Source organism: Cupriavidus pauculus, assembly GCF_008801835.1.
GTDB classification, from domain to species: domain Bacteria; phylum Pseudomonadota; class Gammaproteobacteria; order Burkholderiales; family Burkholderiaceae; genus Cupriavidus; species Cupriavidus pauculus.
Genome location: NZ_VZOW01000006.1, coordinates 161081 through 181094, shown reverse-complemented (window position 1 = coordinate 181094; position 20014 = coordinate 161081). Strand labels below are relative to the sequence as shown.

General features: G+C 66.5%; 17 protein-coding genes. 4 read left to right on the top strand and 13 right to left on the bottom strand.

The annotated features are described in order from the left end of the window. Positions 1-13: 13 nt before the first annotated feature. Genes F7R19_RS09835 through F7R19_RS09820 form a run of 4 tightly spaced genes read right to left on the bottom strand, consistent with a single transcriptional unit; the run spans position 14 to position 3848 of the window. A complete protein-coding gene (locus F7R19_RS09835; protein WP_150980129.1) occupies positions 14-1177 on the bottom strand; it encodes an ABC transporter permease in 1164 nt (387 codons plus the stop codon). After that, entirely contained in the window at positions 1174-2184 is a 1011-nt protein-coding gene (locus tag F7R19_RS09830) for an ABC transporter ATP-binding protein (RefSeq protein ID WP_061958664.1), read from the bottom strand. The genes F7R19_RS09835 and F7R19_RS09830 overlap by 4 nt, the downstream gene beginning before the upstream one ends. Continuing rightward, positions 2181-3152 carry an HlyD family secretion protein gene (locus F7R19_RS09825; RefSeq protein ID WP_150980128.1) on the bottom strand — a complete coding sequence of 324 codons (972 nt, stop codon included), beginning with the start codon at positions 3150-3152 and terminating at the stop codon, positions 2181-2183. Before F7R19_RS09825 ends, F7R19_RS09830 begins: the two co-directional genes overlap by 4 nt. Positions 3153-3173: 21 nt before the next feature. Beyond that, entirely contained in the window at positions 3174-3848 is a 675-nt protein-coding gene (locus F7R19_RS09820; protein ID WP_061958662.1) for a TetR/AcrR family transcriptional regulator, read from the bottom strand. 238 nt (positions 3849-4086) lie between these two features. On the opposite strand from F7R19_RS09820, the gene F7R19_RS09815 reads away from it, so the two are divergent. Further along, a complete protein-coding gene (locus F7R19_RS09815; RefSeq protein ID WP_150980127.1) occupies positions 4087-5493 on the top strand; it encodes a carbohydrate porin in 1407 nt (468 codons plus the stop codon). A 75-nt stretch (positions 5494-5568) separates the two neighbouring features. On the opposite strand, the gene queF is transcribed toward F7R19_RS09815, so the two are convergent. Continuing rightward, positions 5569-6402 (bottom strand): NADPH-dependent 7-cyano-7-deazaguanine reductase QueF, encoded by an 834-nt coding sequence (gene queF, locus F7R19_RS09810; RefSeq protein ID WP_061958659.1) that lies wholly within the window; start codon positions 6400-6402, stop codon positions 5569-5571. 8 nt (positions 6403-6410) lie between these two features. Further along, positions 6411-7946, bottom strand: a complete 1536-nt coding sequence (gene ilvA / locus F7R19_RS09805) for a threonine ammonia-lyase, biosynthetic (protein WP_150980126.1) — start codon at positions 7944-7946, stop codon at positions 6411-6413. A gap of 186 nt (positions 7947-8132) precedes the next feature. Here ilvA and otsB point away from each other — a divergent pair, with 186 nt between their 5' ends. From otsB to F7R19_RS09790, 3 genes are read left to right on the top strand one after another with little or no spacing between them, the layout of a single operon-like run. Further along, the gene (otsB, locus tag F7R19_RS09800; RefSeq protein ID WP_150980162.1) at positions 8133-8927 is read left to right on the top strand and encodes a trehalose-phosphatase; all 795 of its coding nucleotides are present in this window, start codon (positions 8133-8135) and stop codon (positions 8925-8927) included. 50 nt (positions 8928-8977) lie between these two features. Next, the gene (locus F7R19_RS09795) at positions 8978-10792 is read left to right on the top strand and encodes a glycoside hydrolase family 15 protein (protein ID WP_061958678.1); all 1815 of its coding nucleotides are present in this window, start codon (positions 8978-8980) and stop codon (positions 10790-10792) included. A 30-nt stretch (positions 10793-10822) separates the two neighbouring features. Further along, on the top strand, positions 10823-12217 hold the full coding sequence (locus F7R19_RS09790; protein WP_061958657.1) for an alpha,alpha-trehalose-phosphate synthase (UDP-forming): 1395 nt from the start codon (positions 10823-10825) through the stop codon (positions 12215-12217). Positions 12218-12320: 103 nt separating this feature from the next. Here F7R19_RS09790 and F7R19_RS09785 read toward each other — a convergent pair whose 3' ends face one another. The 7 genes from F7R19_RS09785 to F7R19_RS09755 all read right to left on the bottom strand — a co-directional run bounded on the left by F7R19_RS09785 (position 12321) and on the right by F7R19_RS09755 (position 20013). Further along, positions 12321-12941 carry a nucleotidyltransferase family protein gene (locus F7R19_RS09785; RefSeq protein ID WP_061958677.1) on the bottom strand — a complete coding sequence of 207 codons (621 nt, stop codon included), beginning with the start codon at positions 12939-12941 and terminating at the stop codon, positions 12321-12323. Next, a complete protein-coding gene (locus F7R19_RS09780) occupies positions 12938-14005 on the bottom strand; it encodes an XdhC family protein (protein WP_061958656.1) in 1068 nt (355 codons plus the stop codon). The genes F7R19_RS09785 and F7R19_RS09780 overlap by 4 nt, the downstream gene beginning before the upstream one ends. After that, complete coding sequence (locus F7R19_RS09775; protein ID WP_061958655.1) at positions 13978-14571, bottom strand: CoxG family protein; 594 nt, start codon at positions 14569-14571, stop codon at positions 13978-13980. The genes F7R19_RS09780 and F7R19_RS09775 overlap by 28 nt, the downstream gene beginning before the upstream one ends. After that, on the bottom strand, positions 14562-15821 hold the full coding sequence (locus F7R19_RS09770; protein WP_150980125.1) for a vWA domain-containing protein: 1260 nt from the start codon (positions 15819-15821) through the stop codon (positions 14562-14564). Before F7R19_RS09770 ends, F7R19_RS09775 begins: the two co-directional genes overlap by 10 nt. 1 nt (position 15822) lies before the next feature. Further along, positions 15823-16719 (bottom strand): AAA family ATPase, encoded by an 897-nt coding sequence (locus tag F7R19_RS09765; RefSeq protein ID WP_150980124.1) that lies wholly within the window; start codon positions 16717-16719, stop codon positions 15823-15825. Between the two features lie 94 nt (positions 16720-16813). Beyond that, positions 16814-17614 carry an FAD binding domain-containing protein gene (locus tag F7R19_RS09760; protein ID WP_150980123.1) on the bottom strand — a complete coding sequence of 267 codons (801 nt, stop codon included), beginning with the start codon at positions 17612-17614 and terminating at the stop codon, positions 16814-16816. Between the two features lie 14 nt (positions 17615-17628). Beyond that, complete coding sequence (locus tag F7R19_RS09755; RefSeq protein WP_061958651.1) at positions 17629-20013, bottom strand: xanthine dehydrogenase family protein molybdopterin-binding subunit; 2385 nt, start codon at positions 20011-20013, stop codon at positions 17629-17631. Position 20014 lies beyond the last annotated feature (1 nt).

Sequence of the window (20014 nt, the reverse complement as noted above, 5' to 3'; positions counted from 1 at the left end):
CAGGGCTCTCCCGTCAGTCGAGCGTGCGCTTGTAGAAGCGCACCGCAATCGCCATGATGAGCACCGTGAACAATGCCACGGGCCATACGTTGGGCCACAGTTCCGTCCAACCGCTGCCCTTGAGCATGATGCTGCGGATCATGCGGTTGAAATACGTCATCGGCAGCACGTTGCCGATCCATTGCGCCCAGCGCGGCATACCCGCGAACGGAAACATGAAGCCCGAGAGCAGGATGTTGGGGAGGAAATAGAAGAACGTGAGCTGCACCGCCTGCAACTGATTGCTGGCTAGCGACGAGAGCGTGATGCCAACGGTCAGGTTGGCCGCGATGAACAGCAGCGCAGCCAGATACACGGCGACTACCGAACCCAGGAACGGCACGTCGAAGACGAAGTGCGCGGCCAGCACGATGATGGTGGCCTGCACCAGCCCGATGAAGATGTACGGCACGATCTTGCCCGAGATGACCTCGATCGGCTGCACCGGCGTGGCCAGCAGGTTTTCCATCGTGCCGCGCTCGCGTTCGCGCGTCATCGCCAGGCCGGTCATCATCACCATCGTCATGGTCAGGATGGTGCCCATCAGGCCCGGCACGATGTTGTATTGCGTGATGCCTTCCGGGTTGTAGAGCCGCTGCACATTGACATCGAACGCGGGCTTGCCGCCTGCCAGCGGTGCCAGCGCGCCTTTCAGGTCGATCCGCGCGACGGTGCCCGGCAATTGCGCCAGCGCCGCGATCGCCGGGCCGGTGGCGGACGGATCGGTAGCGTCGGCTTCCACCAGGATCGATGGCCGGTCGCCGTGCAGCAGCCGACGCGAAAAATCGGCCGGGATGCTGACCACGAACTGCACATCGCCGCGCAACAGCGCCTCGCGGCCGGATTGCTCGTCGGGCATTGTGCGGACGATCTTGAAGTACGTGGTGTTCTCCATCGCGGCGAGGAACGTGCGCGAGAAATCGCTGTGCTCGGCCACGATCACCGCTGTCGGCATATGGCGTGGATCGCTGTTGATGGCAAAGCCGAACAGCAGCAACTGCACGATCGGCAGGCCGACGATCATGCCGAACGTCACGCGGTCGCGGCGCAGTTGCAGGAATTCCTTGAGGACGATGCTCCACCAGCGCTGCACGGAAAACGCGGAATGCCAGCGCGATGGCTGCCGTGGCGCGTTCATGACGGCTCCCGGGTGTCGTGCGGCCGGCTCCGCCCAGCCCGCGCGGCCGGCTTGCCGGCGCCCGCAGTGGCCATGTTGTCCTGTGCGCCGCCCATCATGTAGATGAACACGTCTTCGAGGCTGGTCTGCGCTGGCGTGATCCGATGATTGGCGCCAGCGGCCTGCCTGAGCGTCTGTTCGAGCAGCGCGGGGTCCTTGCCGGTGACGTGCAGCGCGGTGCCGAACGCCACGGTCTGGTCGACGCCGGGCTTGCCTTGCAGTTGCGCGGACAGCGCGGCGAGGTTTTCGCCTTCCACGCTCCATGTGCTCAGATGCTGGCTGGCGACCACCTCGTCCGATGTGCCTTGCGCCAGCAGCTTGCCGTACGCGATATAGGCAAGCTTGTGGCAGCGCTCGGCCTCGTCCATGTAGTGCGTGCTGACCAGCACGGAGATGCCTTGCGCCGCCAGCTGATGCAGCTGTTCCCAGAAGTCGCGGCGCGCTTTCGGGTCCACGCCCGCCGTGGGCTCATCGAGCAGCAACAGCTGCGGCTTGTGCAGCAGGCACGCGGCCAGCGCCAGCCGCTGCTTCCAGCCGCCCGACAGCGAGCCCGCCAGCTGTTCGGCGCGAGACTGCAGCCCCAGGTCCTCCAGCGCACGATCCACGACGTCGCGGCGGTTGGCCATGCCGTAGACGCGCGCGACAAAATCGAGGTTTTCGCGGATCGACAGATCTTCCCAGTAGGAAAAGCGCTGCGTCATGTAGCCGACGTTGCGCTTGATCTGCGCCGCTTCCTTGATGATGTCGAATCCTAGGCAGGTGCCCGACCCCGAATCGGGGGTCAGCAGGCCGCACATCATGCGGATCGACGTGGTCTTGCCGCTGCCGTTGGGGCCAAGGAAGCCGAAGATCTCGCCGCGCGCCACCTGCATGGTCAGATCGTTGACCACGTGCTTGTCACCGAAGTGCTTGTTCAGGTTGTGCACATCGATCGCCAGGCCGCCCTGGCCGTTTGCCGCGGCCGTCATGATGACGCCACCTCTACCGGCTGGCCCGGACGCAGTTTCGGGGCGTCGGCCGTGGCGGGGCGGGCCTCGATCAGGAATACCAGCTTGCGGCGCGTTTCGTTGCTGTAGATGACCGGGGGCGTGAACTCGGCTTCGTTCGACACGTAGGTGATCGTGGCAGCGACGGGTGCCGCGCAACCGTCGCAGCGGACGCTGACCGCCTGGCCATTGCGCAGCGATCCCACCACAGCCTCCGGCACATAGAAGCGCACCTTGACGTTGCCCGGCGGCAGCATGCGCACTACGGCGCTGCCGGCCGGCACCCATTCGCCGGGGCGAAACGGCACGTCGTAGACCAGGCCCGCCACGGTGGCGTTGACCGATTTGCGCGACAGCTTCCATTCGGCCTGCGCCAGCGCTGCGCGCGCGGCCTCCACTTGCGCGCTTTGCGCGGCCAGTTGGTCCTTGCGGCCGGGCAGGCGCGCCACATCGATATCGCGCTGCAGTTCGCGCACGCGTGCCGCGTCGGCGTCGGCGGTGGCGCGGCTTTCGTCGAGCTGCGCTTTCGAGATGCCGCCGATCTCGAACTGCGCTTCGTCGCGCTTGCGCTGCGCGGCGCTGCGATTGGCCTGCGCCTGCGCCTGCAGCAGTTGCGCGCGATTGACGTCGACTTCCACAGGGCGCTTGCCGGTCTGGATGTCGGCCAGTTGTGCCTGCGCCACGCGCACCTGCTCGGCGGCCTGCTGACGCGCGGCGCGTTCGTCATCCGATTCCAGCGTGAACAGCGGCGCGCCATTGTCGACCTGCTGGCCTCGGTCGACGGCAAGCTTTTCGAGCCGGCCCGCGAACGGCGACGCCACCGCGACGAATTCCCCTTCGACATAGCCCTGCCAGGTCGTGGTCTTGTCGTTGCTGCAGGCAGCGAGCAGCGGCACGGTCATCGCGGCCAGAAGCAGGGGCCAGGCGCGGTTCGGGACGGGAAGCGTCATGCGGGCTCCGGGATACCAGGTTCAGGCAGGGTTCTTGGGCGGCGCGGACAGGCCGTGGCCCAGCAGGGCGGTGACGTGGCGCACCAGCGTGTCGGTGTCGATGTCAGCGGCGCCGGGCAAAGCGCGCCAGATATGCGTGGTGGCCAGCGGCAACAGCGTCAGTCCGATCAGCGACACCATCACCAGCGCGGGCTCCAGGTCGGGATTTAGGCGGCCCTGCGCATGGGCGGCCGCCAGCGGATTGATGATCAACTGCGCGCGTTGCAGGGCCACCCGCTGCAACAGCCGCTCGCGCAACTGGCCCTCGGTGCCGACGATCTCGCGGATCCACAGGCCCGGAAACCATGGCGTGGCCGACGCGGTGCGGATCAACTGACCGGCCAGCGCCTGGATGCGTGCGACGGGGTCGGGCGGACCGGCCTGGAGCGTCCCGAAGACATGCTCGATCAGCGGCTGCAGCCGTTCTTCGAAGATCGCGTCGAGCAGCGCGTCGCGGTCGCCAAAGTAGTAGTGGACCAGCGCGGGCGTGACGCCAGCCCCGGCGGCGATGGCCTTGGTCGACGTCGCCGCCACGCCGTGGCGGGCAAACAGCGTGACGGCGGCGTCGATCAGGCGGTCGCGCTGGCCGGCGTCGGCTGCCTGCGCGGCAGGGCGGCCAGGGCGGCGCGGTGGATCGGGTGGCGTGCGAGCAGGCATCGGAACCGGTTCAGATACGTCGAAGTCAGCGAATTCCGCTCAATATTAATTTTCGAATTAATTAATACAAGATCCGTTACAACGTCGGCTTGGCTTCACCGGCACGTGTTGATAAAGCAAGCGTTGGAGGAATGCTGCAACGCAGCAAAGCGAGGTAGACATGTCATGTGGGCTTGGCTATGCTCGCGCCTGTCCAGAAGGGTGCCCGTGGTTGGTGCATCCGCATCCCGGGTTTCCTATGCTGCGTTTCCGTTTCCTGGCCGCCATGCCGCGGCCGCGCCCTCGCTTTGTCCGTCACCTCGCCGCCTGCATCGTCGCGAGTACGGCATTGCCGTGGGCGGCCCAGGCGCAGGAAACGACGGCCGTGAACCCGCCTGCGGCCAGCGTGCCGCTGGTGAACGATCTGGAAAGCCCGTTCGCTTTCCACGGCCAGACCACCTACATCTGGCAGCGCAAGCCGTCGTTCGGCGCCGCGTACTCCGGGGAAAACAGCCTGACGCCGAATCGTGCCAAGAGCTATTCGTTCACCGCCACGTTTGACCTGGGCCTGCGGCTCTGGAAGGGAGCCGAATTCCACCTCAACCCCGAGGTGGCACAGGGCGTGCCATTTTCCGAGTTGCACGGCATGGGCGGCCTGTCCAATGGCGAACTGGCCAAGACGGCCAGCACGAGCCCGAAGGTCTATCGCGCCCGCGCCTTTATCCGGCAGTACTGGGGCATGGGCGGCGGCGAGGAAACGCTTGAGGCCGATTTCAACCAGTTCGCGCGTACCGTCGACAAGCAGCGCGTCGTGCTGACCGCCGGCAACTTCGGCGTGATCGATGTGTTCGACGTGAATCCCTATTGGTCGGACCCGCGCACGCAATTCATGAACTGGTCGTTCATGACGCACGGCTCCTGGGATTACCCGGCCGATTCGCGCGGCTACGACTGGGGCGCGGCCATCGAATACATCGGCGATGGCTGGTCGGCGCGCTTCGGGCATTTCCTGCAGCCGCAGGAATCGAACGGCCGCGCGCTCGACACGCGGCTGTTCGAGCACTACGGCCAGATGCTGGAACTGGAAAAGCGCTATGCCATCGCAGGCCGCCCCGGGCAGGCGCGGCTGCTGCTGTGGCGGAACAAGGCCAACATGGGCGCCTTCAACGACGCGATCGCATTCGGCCAGGCCAACGGCGTGACGCCCGATGTGGGCGACGTGCGCCGCGAGCACACCAAGATGGGTGTCGGCGTTGCGCTGCTGCAGGAAGTGGCCGACGGCGCCGGCGTGTTCGTGCGCGCCAACTGGTCCGATGACAAGACAGAAACTTACGCGTTCACGGAAATCGGCCGGCAGGTGTCGGGCGGCGGCACGCTCAAGGGCGCGTCATGGGGCCGTCCCAATGACGAACTGGGCATTGCGGTGGCGGTGAACATGCTGGGATCATCGCACCGCAGCTACCTGGCCGCCGGCGGACTGGGCGCGTTCCTTGGCGATGGCGCGCTGCGCTATGGGCCAGAACAGGTCTTCGAGGTCTACTACAGCATTGCCGTGTGGAAGACGCTGAGCCTGAGCCCGGATTTCCAGTACGTGCGAAACCCGGGCTACAACCGCGATCGCGGACCGGCCAAATTCATCGGCATCCGCGCGCACGCGGAGTTCTGAGCGACGCGCGTTGCGCGGGATCCCGCGCAACGCAGTGACGGCGAGGGCGGCAGGAAACGCCTGCCGGTGCGGTGCTTACTGCCGCGCGTTGCGCCGGTTATCGGGCCACGGCGTGTTGAAGTTGGTGCGGAACGGGTTGATGTCGAGCCCGCCACGACGTGTGTAGCGCGCGTAGACCGCAAGTTTTACCGGCTTGCACATGCGCATCACGTCGGTGAAGATCCGCTCGACGCATTGCTCGTGAAACTCGTTGTGGTTGCGGAACGAGATCAGATACTTGAGTAGGCCTTCCTGGTCGATCGGTGCGCCCACGTAGCGGATCTGCACGCTGCCCCAGTCAGGCTGGCCCGTCACCAGGCAGTTCGACTTCAGCAGATGCGACACCAGCGATTCCTCCACGGGCGACTCTTCCTGATCGGCCTTGAGCAGCGTCGGGTCCGGCTCGTAGATGTCGGTCTCGATGTCGAGCCGGTCCAGCAGCAGGCCGTCCAGTTCGCCCATCTTCTGCGTGCCCAGATCGGCCTCGGTCACCAGCCGCACCTGCACCGTGCCGCCCGTGGCCGCCGAGACATCGCGCTGGAGCATCTGCTGCAGCGCTTCGGCCGATGCCAGCTTGGTCTGGTTGAACGAATTCAGATACAGCTTGAACGACTTCGATTCGACGATATTCGGCGTATCGGCCGGAATGATGAACGTGGCCAGCGCCACCTGCGGCTTGCCCTTGAGATTGAGCCAGGACACCTCGTAGGCATTCCAGATGTCGACGCCAAAAAACGGCAGCGCCTTGCCTTCATCGAGGCCGATTTCCGTGCGCTTGGCCTGGCGCGGAATCGGAAACAGCAGGGTGGGATCGTATTCGGTCTTGTAGGCCGAGGCCTTGCCTAGCGGCGAGTGCTCAGGAAGCGTCATGATTCGATTCAGGACAGGAACAGCTTGTAGACGGGATTGTCGGTCTCGTCCCAGTGTACGTAACCGAGCGTGGAAAGGAAGCTGCGGAATGCGCGCTTCTCGTTTTTCGGCACCTGGATGCCGACCAGGATGTTCGAGGTGTCGGCGCCCTGGTTGCGGTAGTGGAACAGGCTGATGTTCCAGTTCGGGCTCATGCTCGACAGGAAACGCATCAGCGCGCCCGGCCGCTCGGGGAATTCGAAGCGATACAGCAGCTCGTCGTGCGCCAGCGGCGAATGGCCGCCGACCATGTAGCGGATGTGCTGCTTGGCCAGCTCGTCATTGGACAGGTCCAGCGTGTCGAAACCGTGGCGGCGGAAATTGGCGGCGATCTTGTCGCTTTCCGCGCGGCTGGCGATCTGCACGCCCACAAAGATATGCGCCACGCCGGTGTCGGCGATGCGGTAGTTGAACTCGGTCACGCTGCGCGTGCCAACCTGCTCGCAGAAGCGCTTGAAGCTGCCGCGTTCCTCGGGGATCGTCACGGCGAAGATCGCCTCGCGCGCTTCGCCCACCTCGGCGCGTTCGGCCACGAAGCGCAGGCGGTCGAAGTTCATGTTGGCGCCGCAGGCGATCGCCACGAGGTGCTGGTTCTTGAGCTTTTCGCGCGCGGCGTAGGCCTTCAGGCCCGCCACGGCCAGCGCGCCGGCCGGTTCCAGGATGCTGCGCGTGTCCTGGAAGACATCCTTGAGGCCCGCGCAGATCGCGTCGGTGTCGACCAGGATGATGTCGTCGACCAGCTCGCGCGTAATGCGGAAGGTTTCCTTGCCGACCAGCTTCACGGCGGTGCCGTCGGAGAACAGGCCCACGTCCTTCAACTCGACGCGCTTGCGGGCGTCGATCGAACGCTTCATCGCGTCCGAATCGTAGGTCTGCACGCCAATCACCTTGATCTCCGGGCGCACGGCCTTGACGTACGACGCGATGCCGGAAATCAGGCCGCCGCCGCCGATCGCGACGAAGATCGCGTGGATCGGGCCCGGATGCTGGCGCAGGATTTCCATCGCGATGGTGCCCTGGCCGGCAATCACGTCGGGATCGTCGAACGGATGGATAAAGGTCAGCTTGTGCTTCTTTTCCAGCTCGGCCGCGTGCAGGTAGGCGTCGCTGTACGAATCGCCGTGCAACACGATCTGCACCCATTCGCCGCCGCGCTCGCGCACCGCGTCGATCTTCACCTGCGGCGTGGTGGTGGGCATCGCGATGATCGCCTTGCACTGCAGCCGCGCGGCCGAGAGGGCCACCCCCTGCGCATGGTTGCCGGCCGATGCCGCGATCACGCCGCGCTTGAGCTCTTCCGGCGCGAGGGACGCCATCTTGTTGTACGCGCCCCGCAGCTTGAACGAGAACACGGGCTGGGTGTCCTCGCGCTTGAACCACACCGCATTGTTGGTGCGCGCCGACAGCGCGCTCGCATAGGTAAGCTCGGTTTCCTGGGCCACGTCGTACACCTTGGCGGTCAGGATCTTCTTCAAATAGTCGGGCTGGGCTGGGGTGCGGGTCATGTCTGCGATTGCCACGGCGCGGTGGCAAAAAAAGCCGGAAAAATCGGCGGAAAGCGCCAATGATAATGGATGGCGCACGGGCGGCCCCGGCCAACGGGTCCGCAGCGCAAACGTGCCGCAAAGGCCACTGTTGTAGGACAGCGCCCGGTGGACGCTCGTCAAATCGACGTGTTACGGTTTCACGCGATGCCCCCGCTACCTCTTATCGAACCCAATACCGCGCTGTTTCTGGACTTCGACGGCACGCTGGCGGACCTCGCGCCGCGCCCCGAGCTGGTGCAGGTCGAACCGGAACTGGTCGGCACGCTGCGTGCGCTGCATGTCTGCCTCGATGGCGCGCTGGCGATTGTCTCCGGCCGGCCCGTGGCCGAGCTCGATCACTTCCTGCAGCCGTTGCGCCTGCCTGCCGCGGGCGTGCACGGCGCGGAATTCCGTAACGGCGCCGAGCGCATCGTGCGCCCGCCGGCGCCCGGCATCGGCCCGCTACTGCCCCATCTGGAGGCACTTGTGGCGCGCCATCCGGGGCTGCAGCTCGAACGAAAATCGGTCGCCGTGGCGATTCATTACCGGCAGGTTCCGGAACTCGAACCGCTGGTGCGCGCGGCCGTGGCCGACGTGCTGCGCGATGCGGTCGGCCTGGAAGCGCTGCCCGGCAAGATGGTGGTGGAGATCAAGCCGGCCGGTGTCGACAAGGGCGGCGCGATTGCCACGTTCATGCGTTCGCCGCCGTTTGCCGGCCGCCTGCCCGTGTTCGCCGGCGATGACGTCACCGATGAAGCCGGCTTCAGCGTGGTACGCGAACTTGGCGGCATCGGCGTGCTGGTCGGCCAGCGCGCCACCGCCGCATCGGTCAGCGTGACAGGGCCTGCCGCCCTGCGCAGCTGGCTGCACCGTTGTGCGCATGCACTGACTCAGCAGATGGCGCAGCGCAACGGTCAGCATTCCCTCTCACCCCCATCGCCAGACAGGGAGGACCTGTAGTGAGTGAACCTGCCAACCTCAACCCCACGGTTGCCACCGAGGCGCCCGCGATCAACACCGATTCGGACGATTCCTGTCGCCAGGCCGAACCGTCGCTGTCGCTGGGCATGATCGGCAACTGTGCGTTTTCCGCGCTGGTGGATGGGCGCGGACGCATCGTGTGGTGCTGCATGCCGCGCTTCGACGGCGATCCGGTGTTCAACGCGTTGCTGGACACCAGCGAGAACGCCGGGCATTTCAACATCGAGATCGAAGACTTTCATGAGGCCACGCAGTGGTACGAGCCGAACACCGCCGTGCTGCGCACGCGGCTGATCGACCGCCATGGCGGCTGCCTCGAGATCACCGATTTCTGCCCGCGCTTTTTCCGGCTCGGCCGCTACTTCCGGCCGCTGACGCTGGTGCGGCGCATCCGGCCGATCCACGGCGCGCCGCGCGTGCGCGTGACCGTCGCGCCGCGTTTCAACTGGGGACGCACCAAGCCACAGGTCACGCGCGGCAGCAGCCACGTGCGCTACGTCGGCGAGGACATGACACTGCGCATGACCACCGATGCGCCGCTGGCCTACGTGCTGTCGCAGACGCCGTTCCTGGTCACGCGCGGCTACAACTTCATCCTCGGGCCCGATGAAACGCTCACGCACAGCGTGGAAGACATCGCGCGCGATTTCGAACAGGAAACCACCGCGTACTGGCGCCTGTGGAGCCGCCGGCTCGCGGTGCCGCGCGAATGGCAGGAAGCGGTGATCCGCGCGGCCATCACGCTGAAAATGTCGCTCTACGAGGAAACGGGCGCGATCGTGGCGGCGATGACCACCAGCATTCCCGAGGCGCCGGGCAGCGGACGCAACTGGGACTACCGCTACTGCTGGCTGCGCGACGCGTTTTTCGTGGTGCGCGCGCTGAACAGCCTGTCCGAAGTCGGCACGATGGAAGACTATCTGCGCTGGCTCTCGAACGTGGTGATGCAGTCGCAGGACGGCCATATCCAGCCCCTCTACGGCATCGGGCTGGAGCGCGAACTGCCCGAAAGCATCCTCGACCACTTGGGCGGTTATCGCGGTATGGGCCCGGTGCGCGTCGGCAACCAGGCGCAGGAACACTTCCAGCACGATGTCTACGGCAACGTGGTGCTGGCCGCCGCGCAGGCGTTTCACGATCACCGCCTGCTGTTTCGCGGCGGCCCGGCCGAATTCCGCAGGCTCGAGGACGTGGGCGAGCAGGCGGTGCGCGTGTTCGGCACGCCCGACGCGGGCATGTGGGAATTGCGCACGCGTGCGCGCATTCACACCTCGTCGGCGCTGATGAGCTGGGTGGCGTGCGACCGCCTGGCCAAGATCGCCGTCAAGCTGGAGCAGCCCGCGCGTGCCGCGTACTGGCACGACCACGCGCATCGCATGAAGACGCGCATTCTTGAGGAATCGTGGAACGAGCAGCGGCAGGCCTTCGCCGAGAGCTTCGGCGGCAAGGAACTGGACGCCAGCGTGCTGCTGATGGCCGAGGTCAACTTCATCGACCCGAAGGATCCGCGCTTCGTCTCGACCGTGAAGGCGCTCGAGGAATCGCTGTGCGATGGGCCATACATGCGGCGCTACGAGGCACCGGACGATTTCGGCAAGCCCGAGACGGCCTTCAATATCTGCACCTTCTGGCGTATCGACGCGCTGGCCCGCATTGGCCGGCGCGAAGAGGCGCGCGAGATCTTCGAGGCCATGCTGGCCGCGCGCAATCCGCTTGGATTGCTCTCGGAGGACACACACCCGATCACCGGAGAGATGTGGGGCAACTTCCCGCAGACCTATTCGATGGTCGGCCTGATCAACGGTGCCATGCGGCTGTCGGCACCCTGGGACACCGTGATCTGAAGAAAGGATTGGCAACCACATAACGTACATATGGGCAGACTAGTAGCGGTATCGAACCGGGTCGCGGATCCGCGCAACCATGCGGCGGGTGGGCTTGCAGTGGCGCTCTCCGAGGCGCTCAACAAGACTGGCGGCCTGTGGTTCGGCTGGAGCGGAAAGGTGGTGGACGCGGCGCACGGCGGCACGCCAGGCGAAGGTGAACTGCATCAGACGCAGGCCGGCAACGTGACGCTGGCCACCGTGGACCTGAGCCGCGAGGATCACGATTCGTATTACCTCGGCTACAGCAACGGCGTGCTCTGGCCGGTACTCCACTATCGCGTCGACCTGGCCGATTTCGATTCGGGCGGCAACCTGAACGCCTACCGGCGCGTGAACCAGCTGTTCGCGCGCAAGCTGGCGCCGCTGCTCAAGCCCGACGACGTGATCTGGATCCACGATTACCACCTGATCCCGCTGGCTTCGGAACTACGCGCCATCGGCTGCGGCCAGCGCATCGGATTCTTCCTGCACGTACCGTTGCCGCCGCCGCTGATCCTGGCGGCCATTCCGCAGCACGAATGGCTGATGCGCGCGTTGTTCGCGTACGACCTGCTGGGTTTCCAGAGCCAGGCCGATCTCGATCATTTCTCGCGCTATGTGCAAGGCGAGGCGGGCGCCGAGCCGATGGGCGAATATCGCTTCCGCGCTTTTCATCGCACCGTGCGCGCGCAGGCGTTTCCGATCGGCATCGATGTGGACGAATTCATCGAGCTGGGCCGCGAATCGGACGCGACCGAAACCTACGAGATGATGCGCGGCCAGTACTCGACGCGGCGTCTGCTGCTGGGGATCGACCGGCTCGATTATTCCAAGGGCCTGCCGCAGCGACTCAAGGCGTTCCAGACCCTGCTGGCCGAGTATCCCGAGAACCGCTCCAGCGCCACGCTGATCCAGATCGCCGCACCGTCGCGCGAATCGGTCGATGCGTATGCTGACCTGCGGCGCGACATGGAAGGCATCACGGGCGCGATCAACAGCGAATACGGCGAACTGGACTGGATGCCGGTGCGGTATATCCACCGCTCGACCTCCCGGCGCCGGCTGCCGGGGCTTTGCCGCGCCAGCAGCGTGGCGCTGGTGACGCCGCTGCGCGATGGCATGAATCTGGTGGCCAAGGAATATATCGCCGCGCAGGATCCCGACGATCCGGGCGTGCTGGTGCTGTCGCGCTTCGCCGGCGCCGCCGAACAGCTCAAGGAAGCGCTGCTGGTCAATCCGTACGACACGCGCGCCACGGCGCAGGCGATCCAGCAGGCGCTGCACATGCCGCTGTCGGAACGCCGCGCGCGTCATCAGAAATTGCTGGAACGGATTCGCCAGCAGGATGTGCACTGGTGGAGCAGCGAATACCTGCGCGCGTTGATGGATACGGACGGGGGTTGACCGGTCGCTGAACGCAGGCTAAGGGCGCCTTGGGCCAAGGTGCAGTCGCGTCGCTTGATGAGCGCGTTGCCGGCGCCTGGCTCCGGCAGGCGCTCGCTGTTGCCTAGCGCAGTGGACTGGGCGTCAGATCCGCCGGTGTGTCGATATCGCGGAACGCGCCGTCGTCCTCGGTCAGCACGCGCGTGACCGGCTGCGTTTTGAGCAGCGCGCGAGCGCCTTCGTCGCCATCGAGCCGCAGCAGTTCGTCGCGCCACGCCACGCCGAAACCGACCGGATGGCCGCGCTGTCCGTTGCGCCACGGCGCGGCAATGGTGTCGCGCGCGGCGATCGTCAGCGCCACTGCGCGCACCAGTTCCATCGACAGCCACGGCATGTCAGCCAGCGCCACCACCCAGCCGCGTGCATCGGCGCTGGCCGCCACGCCGGCCCGCAGCGCCGCGCCCATGCCTGCCTCGGCTGCGGCGGACTCGATGACCTGGCAGCCGCCGCGTCGCAATTCTTCCGCCAGTTCCGGCTGTCCGGGACGCACCACCGCAATCGAGTTCGGCAGTCCGGCCGCCAGCGTGCGCGCGCTGCGCCAGGCCACCGTGCGGCCGTCCGGCATTTTCTCCAGGAGCTTGTTGCGCAAGCCCTGCGGATCAAAGCGGCGGCCGAATCCGGCGGCCAGCAGGATGCCGGTCGGCAGGTCGGTCTGCGTCAGCGCGGGGCGGGCGGGTTTGCTCATGACGACGTCGCGGAAGTGGTTGTCGAAGTAGGCGACGCCTGCGGCAGGATCGGGCATTCGGCCTCGCCCGCCGCGATCTCGCGTGCGGCCTTGGCGCCTTCCACCTGCAGGATGTCCGGCAGCGATACGTGGTTCTTCGCGGCGATCACTTCGGCCAGCACCGAGATGGCGATCTCGGGCGGCGTGCGGCTACCGATATAGATGCCGACGGGACCATGCAGGCGCGCCAGCTGCTGGTCGGTCAGATCGAATTCCTTGAGGCGTTCGCGCCGCGCCTGGTTGTTGCGGCGCGAACCCAGCGCGCCGACATAGAACGCGGGCGTGCGCAGCGCTTCCATCAGCGCCAGATCGTCGAGCTTGGGATCGTGCGTGAGGGCGATGACCGCGCAGCGTTCGTCGAGCTTCATTTCCATCACGGTGTCGTCGGGCATCGTGCGCACCATGGTCACGCCGGGGATATCCCAGGTTTCCGTGTATTCCTCGCGCGGGTCGCACACGGTGACCTGGAATCCCAGCCCCACCGCGATCTGGCACAGATACTTCGACAACTGGCCCGCGCCGATCACAAGCATGCGATAGCGGGGGCCGTGAATCGTCAGCAGCGTCTTGCCGTCGAACGACAGGCCATCGGCCGCTTCGGCATGCGCGAGCGTGGCGCGCCCGCTGGCCATGTCGAGCGAGCGCGCGACCAGCCGGCCGCCTTCCACGGCTGCGAGCAATTCGGCAATGCCGCTGTGCGCCGCCAGCGGCTCGGCCACGAGTTCGATCGTGCCGCCGCAGGGCAGGCCGAAGCGGTGCGCTTCCTCGGCGCTGATGCCGTATTTCATCGCTTCCGGGCGTGTGGCCCGGATGCCTTCGCGATGCACGCGATAGATGATGTCGTCCTCGATGCAGCCGCCCGATACCGAGCCGACCACCAGGCCGTCGTCACGCACCGCCAGCATGGCGCCTTCCGGACGTGGCGACGAGCCCCACGTTCTAACCACCGTTACCAGCAATACGCCATGTCCTTCTTGCTGCCACTTGACGCTGCTCTTCAGGACTTCGAGATCCACGCTGTCCATGATCGTTTCCGCTTTTTTTCCTGATTCTCTTCGCCGTCCGCGTCACTGTCGCCGGCGGCCCCGTTGCTCTGGGTATCGTTGTTGTCACTGTGCGGCGCTTCGCTGTCGCCGTCGTTGCCACTATCGTTGCCGCCCACCGCTTCGGTGAAGCGCGCAAAGAACGCGTCGGCCATCTTGCGCGCAGCGGCATCCACCAGGCGCGAGCCGATCTGGGCGATCTTGCCGCCCACCTGCGCCTGCACGACGTAGGTCAGCAGCGTCTCGTCGCCTTCGGGCGCCAGCGTCACGTTCGCAGAGCCCTTGCCGAATCCGGCCGCGCCGCCCTGTCCGTCGAACTGGATGGTGTAGCTGTCGGGCGCGTGGATGTCCTGCAACGCCATGCGTCCCTTGAAGCGCGCCTTGACCGGCCCGACCGCCGCGGTCAGCACCAGTTGATAGGCGTTTTCGCCATCGGGCTCGATGCTCTCACATCCGGGGATACATTGCTTGAGCAGCGCCGGGTCGTTCAGCGCTTCCCATGCCACCTGTTGCGGCACCGGCAGGCGTTGGGTCTGGGTCATTTCCATGGCGGGATTCCTTTGCCGAGGCTGGTTTGTCTCACGGGTGGAACAGCGCGCCGGATGCCGGGGTCTGCGAGCAGCGATTCCAGCGCGAAAAGACTTTCAAGGTTGTGCGCCGGCCGCAGCGCATCGACATGCGGCAGGATGGCCTGCATGCCGCGCGCCTGTGGCGAAAACCCCGCATAGCGCAGCAGCGGATTGAGCCACACGATGCGGTGCGCAAAGCGGCGCAGCCGCGCCATTTCCTGATCGAGCAATTCGATATGTTCGAGATCGATGCCATCGCTGACCAGCAGCACCGTGGCGCGGCCCGACAGCGTGCGGCGCGCCCACTGGCGGTTGAACGCGGCGAGTGCGGCGCCGATGCGGGTGCCGCCGGCCCAATCGCGTACCTGTTCGGTGATCAGCGTCACGGCCTCGTCGGGATCGCGTTCGCGCAATGCGCGCGTCACGTTGGTGAGCCGGGTGCCGAACAGGAACACATGCATGCGTTCGCGCGATTGCATCAGCGCATGGCAGAAGTACAGCACCGCGCGCGAGTATTGGCTCATCGATCCGGAAATATCGAGCAGCAGCACGACCGGCGGCTTGCGTTCGGCATGCTTGCGGAATTTCCAGCGCAGCCATTCGCCGTGTTGACGCACCGCCAGTCGTGCGCTCGCGCGCAGGTCGGCGTGCGTGCCGCTGGCGGCCGCGCGCAGGCGCCGGGTGCGCTGCAGCGCCAGATGCGCGCGGCGTGTGCGCACCAAGTGCTGCAGCGCGCGCCATTCTTCGGCGTCCAGCGTTTCGAAATCGCGGCTGGCCAGGCGTTCCTGGCCGGAAAAGGTCAGCGGCGCGGTGAAGTGTTCCTCGCGCGGCGGCTGGGCCGGTCTCGGCGTCGACGGCTGCCGTGCGGCCAGCGCGTCGGCCAGGCGATTGCTGCGTTTGGGCGGCGGCGCGCCCGCATCCACGCGCGGCAGCAGCATCGCGCGCAGCTTGCCTTCCCAGTCGGGATCGCGCCAGAACAGGTCGAAGGCCGCGTCGAACAACGGCCGTTGCTCGGGCCCGGACAGCACCAGCGCGGCCAGCGCGGCGCGTACTTCGGCGCGCGTGCCGATGTCGACATGCCGCAGCGCATCGAGCGCATCCACGGCATGCGCGGGCGACAGGCCGAAGCCCGCACCGCGCAGCAGCCGCATGAAATGCGTGACATTGCGCGCCAGCATCGGCAGCGCGTGAGGCGCGGCCTGGCGGACGATCGGTGCGGCGTGCGCCATATCAGGCAGAAGCCGGCGCGGCGGCAAGCAGTTCGGCGATCGTGGGTCCATCTGCGCGCGCCAGGTCGTCCTGGTACTTTAGCAGCACGCCGAGCGTGTCGCGCACCGATTGCGGATCGAGTTCGGTCACGCCCAGCGCCGACAACGCGCGGCACCAGTCGATCGCTTCGGCGATACCGGGCGCCTTGAACAGGTCGATGCCGCGCAGCCGATGGATGAAATCGACCGCCTGGCGCTGCAGCGCAGCCGCCGCTTCGGGCGCGCGCGCGGCCACGATCTGCAGCTCGCGATCGCGCTCCGGATAGCCCATCCATTGATAGAGGCAACGGCGCTTGAGCGCGTCATGCACCTCGCGCGTGCGGTTCGACGTGATCACGATCAGTGGCGGCCGTTCCGCGCGCACCACGCCGACTTCGGGAATCGACACCTGGTATTCGGACAGCACTTCGAGCAGGAAGGCCTCGAACGGTTCGTCGGCGCGGTCGATCTCGTCGATCAACAGCACGCGCGGCGTGCCCGGCGCGGCCGGGTCGGGCAGCAGCGCTTCGAGCAACGGCCGTTTGAGCAGAAAGTCGTCGTGATAGAGCGACTGCTGTTCGGGCCGCTCGCCGCGTGCTTCAGCGAGCCGCAGCGCCATGATCTGGCGCGGATAGTCCCATTCGTACAGCGCGCTGGCGGCATCGAGCCCTTCGTAGCATTGCAGCCGCAGCAGGCGCGTGCCAAGCATGCCGGACATCGCGTGGGCCAGCGCGGTCTTGCCGACGCCGGGTTCGCCTTCCAGGAACAGCGGGCGCTGCATGCGCAACGCGAGATACAGCACCGTGGCGGTCTCGCGATCCGCGAAATACTGCTGCCGGGCCAGCAGCGCGAGGGTATGGTCGATCGAGGTGGGAAGCATTGAGTCCGAGGTTCGCGATGACGGCTGTGAAGCGCGCCCGCGCCCTTTTTCCGAACGGCGCCTGGAAAAAGGGCGCAGGGCGCGGCGCGGCTGGCTACCCCTTCGATGCCTGCTCCACCGCGCGCGACGCCAGCACCGGAATCAGATGCGCGCGATACGCCGCGGACGCATGCAGATCCGCATTGAGCCCGGCAGGATCGATCTTCACTGCGCGCGCCGCCGCCGGCGTGAAACTGGCCGCGAGCGCCTGTTCCAGTGCAGTCGAGCGAAATACGCTGTCGGCCGCGCCGGTGACGGCCACGCGCACCGCACCCCCAGTGCGCGCCACCATCACACCAACCAGCGCGAAGCGCGACGCCGGATTGCGGAACTTGATGTAGGCGGCCTGATCGGGCGATGGAAAGCGCACCGCCGTGATCAGTTCGTCGGGTGCCAGCGCGGTTTCGTAGAGGCCCTTGAAGAAGTCATCGGCGGCGATCTCGCGACGGTCGGTGACCACCGTGGCGTTCAGCGCCAGCACCGCGGCGGGATAGTCGGCGGCCGGATCATCGTTGGCCAGCGATCCGCCGATCGTGCCCATCGCCCGCACCTGGCGGTCGCCGATGCCGTTGGCCAGCACCGCCAGCGACGGAATGCGCCGGCGGACCTCGGCATTGGCCGCGACGTCGGCATGGCGTGCGGCGCCGCCGATCACCAGTGCGTCGCCTTCCACGCGGATGTCGGCCATGCCGGGAATGCGCGCCACATCGACCAGCATCGACGGAGCTGCCAGCCGCAGCTTCATCGCCGCGAGCAGGCTCTGGCCGCCAGCCAGGAATTTCGCATCGCCATCGGCCTTGAGGCGGGCCACGGCGGACTTGGCATCGGCGGGCCGTTCAAACTGAAATGCGTACATGTCGATCTCCCCGGTTACGACGCACTGGATTGCGCGGCCTGGATGGCCTGCCACACGCGGTGGGGCGTGGCGGGCATCTGTATGTCATGCACGCCAAGCGGCGACAGCGCGTCCACCAGCGCGTTGATGAACGCGGGCGGCGACCCGATGGCGCCTGCTTCGCCGCAGCCCTTTACGCCCAGCGGATTGTGCGTGCATGGCGTGCCTTGAGAGGTTTCCACCGTGAAGTCGGGCAGGTCGCCCGCGCGCGGCATCGCGTAGTCCATGTACGAGCCGGTCAGCAACTGGCCGCTGTCGGGATCGTAGATGCATTGTTCGAGCATCGCCTGTCCGAGGCCCTGGCCGATGCCGCCGTGCACCTGTCCTTCCACGATCATCGGATTGATGATGTTGCCGAAATCGTCGACCGCCACGAACTTGACCACCTGCGATTCGCCGGTGTCGGGATCGACTTCGACTTCGCAGATGTAGGCGCCGGACGGATAGGTGAAGTTGGTCGGATCGTAGAAGGCGTTTTCGTTCAGGCCCGGTTCGAGCTTGTCGAGCGGGTAGTTGTGCGGCACGTAGGCGGTCAGCGCCACTTCGCCAAAGGTCTTGGTGCGGTCGGTGCCGGCCACGCGGAACACACCATCGCTGAATTCGATGTCGGTGTCGGACGCTTCCAGCAAATGCGCCGCAATCTTCTTGGCCTTGGTCTCGATCTTGTCGAGCGCCTTCATGATGGCCGATCCGCCCACCGCCAGCGAGCGCGATCCGTATGTGCCCATGCCGAACGGCACGCGTCCCGTATCGCCGTGCACGACCTCCACCGCATCCAGCGCAATGCCGAGGCGGTCTGCCACGATCTGCGCGAAGGTGGTCTCGTGGCCCTGGCCGTGGCTGTGCGATCCCGTGAACACCGTCACCGTTCCGGTCGGATGCACGCGGATTTCGCCCACTTCGAACAGCCCCGCGCGCGCGCCGAGCGCGCCGGCAATATTGGAAGGCGCCAGGCCGCAGGCTTCGATGTAGCAGGAATAGCCCAGGCCGCGCAGCTTGCCGCGCTGGCGGGCGGCGTCGCGCCGGGCGGGAAAGCCGGCCACGTCGGCCAGTTCCTCGGCGCGCGCCAGGCAGGGCTCGTAGTCGCCAGTGTCGTAGGTCAGGCCGACCGGCGTGGCGTACGGGAAGGTGCGGATGAAGTTCTTGCGGCGCAGCGCGGCCGGGTCGGTGTTGGTTTCGCGCGCGGCGGCCTCGACCAGCCGTTCGACCACATAGGTGGCCTCGGGCCGGCCCGCGCCGCGATATGCGTCGACCGGTGCCGTATTGGTGAACACGGCCTGCACTTCCGCGTAGATCGCGGGTGTGGCGTACTGGCCCGCGAGCAGCGTGGCGTAGAGGATGGTCGGCACGCTGCTGGCGAAGGTGGACAGGTACGCGCCCATGTTGGCGACCGTATGCACGCGCATCGCCAGGAACTTGCCGTCCGCATCGAGCGCCAGTTCGGCACGGGTCACGTGATCGCGCCCGTGGGCGTCGGTCAGGAACGACTCGGACCGCTCGGCCGTCCACTTGACCGGGCGGCCGACCTTCTTTGACGCCCAGGTCAGCGCGACGTCTTCAGGGTAGAGAAAGATCTTCGAGCCGAAGCCGCCGCCGACGTCGGGCGCGATGATGCGCAGCCGCGATTCGGGCAGCCCGAGCACGAACGCGCCCATCAGCAGGCGTTCTACATGCGGGTTCTGGTTCGACACGTACACGGTGTAGGCGTCGTCCTGGCGCGTGTAGCTGGCGTTGACCGCGCGCGGCTCGATCGCATTCGGGATCAGCCGGTTGTTGACGATCTCCAGCGTGGTCACATGCGCGGCCTTGGCGAACGCCGCGTCGGTGGCGGCCTTGTCGCCGTGACCCCAGGTATAGCAGGTGTTGGCGGGCACATCGTCGTGCACCAGCGTCGAAGCCGCGGCGGCCTCGGCGGGGTTCACCACGGCGGGCAGTTCCTCGTAGTCGACGTCGATCTTTTCCGCGGCGTCGCGTGCCTGCTGCACCGATTCGGCGATCACCAGCGCCACCTGGTCGCCCACGTGGCGCGCCTTGCCGTGCGCCAGCGCGGGGTGCGGCGGCTCCTTCATCGGCGAGCCGTCGATGCTGTGGATCAGCCAGCCGCAGGGCAGGCCGCCCACCTTGTCGGCGGCCATGTCCTCGCCAGTCAGCACGGCGATCACGCCGGGCGAGGCGAGCGCTTCTTTGGTATCGATCGAACGAATGCGCGCGTGAGCGTGCGGCGAGCGCACGAAATACGCGTAGCTCTGGTGCGGCAGCGTGACGTCGTCGGTGTACTGGCCGTTGCCGGTGAGGAAGCGATAGTCTTCCTTGCGGCGCACGGATGCGCCGATCAGCGCCTGTTTGTCGGGTGCGTTCATG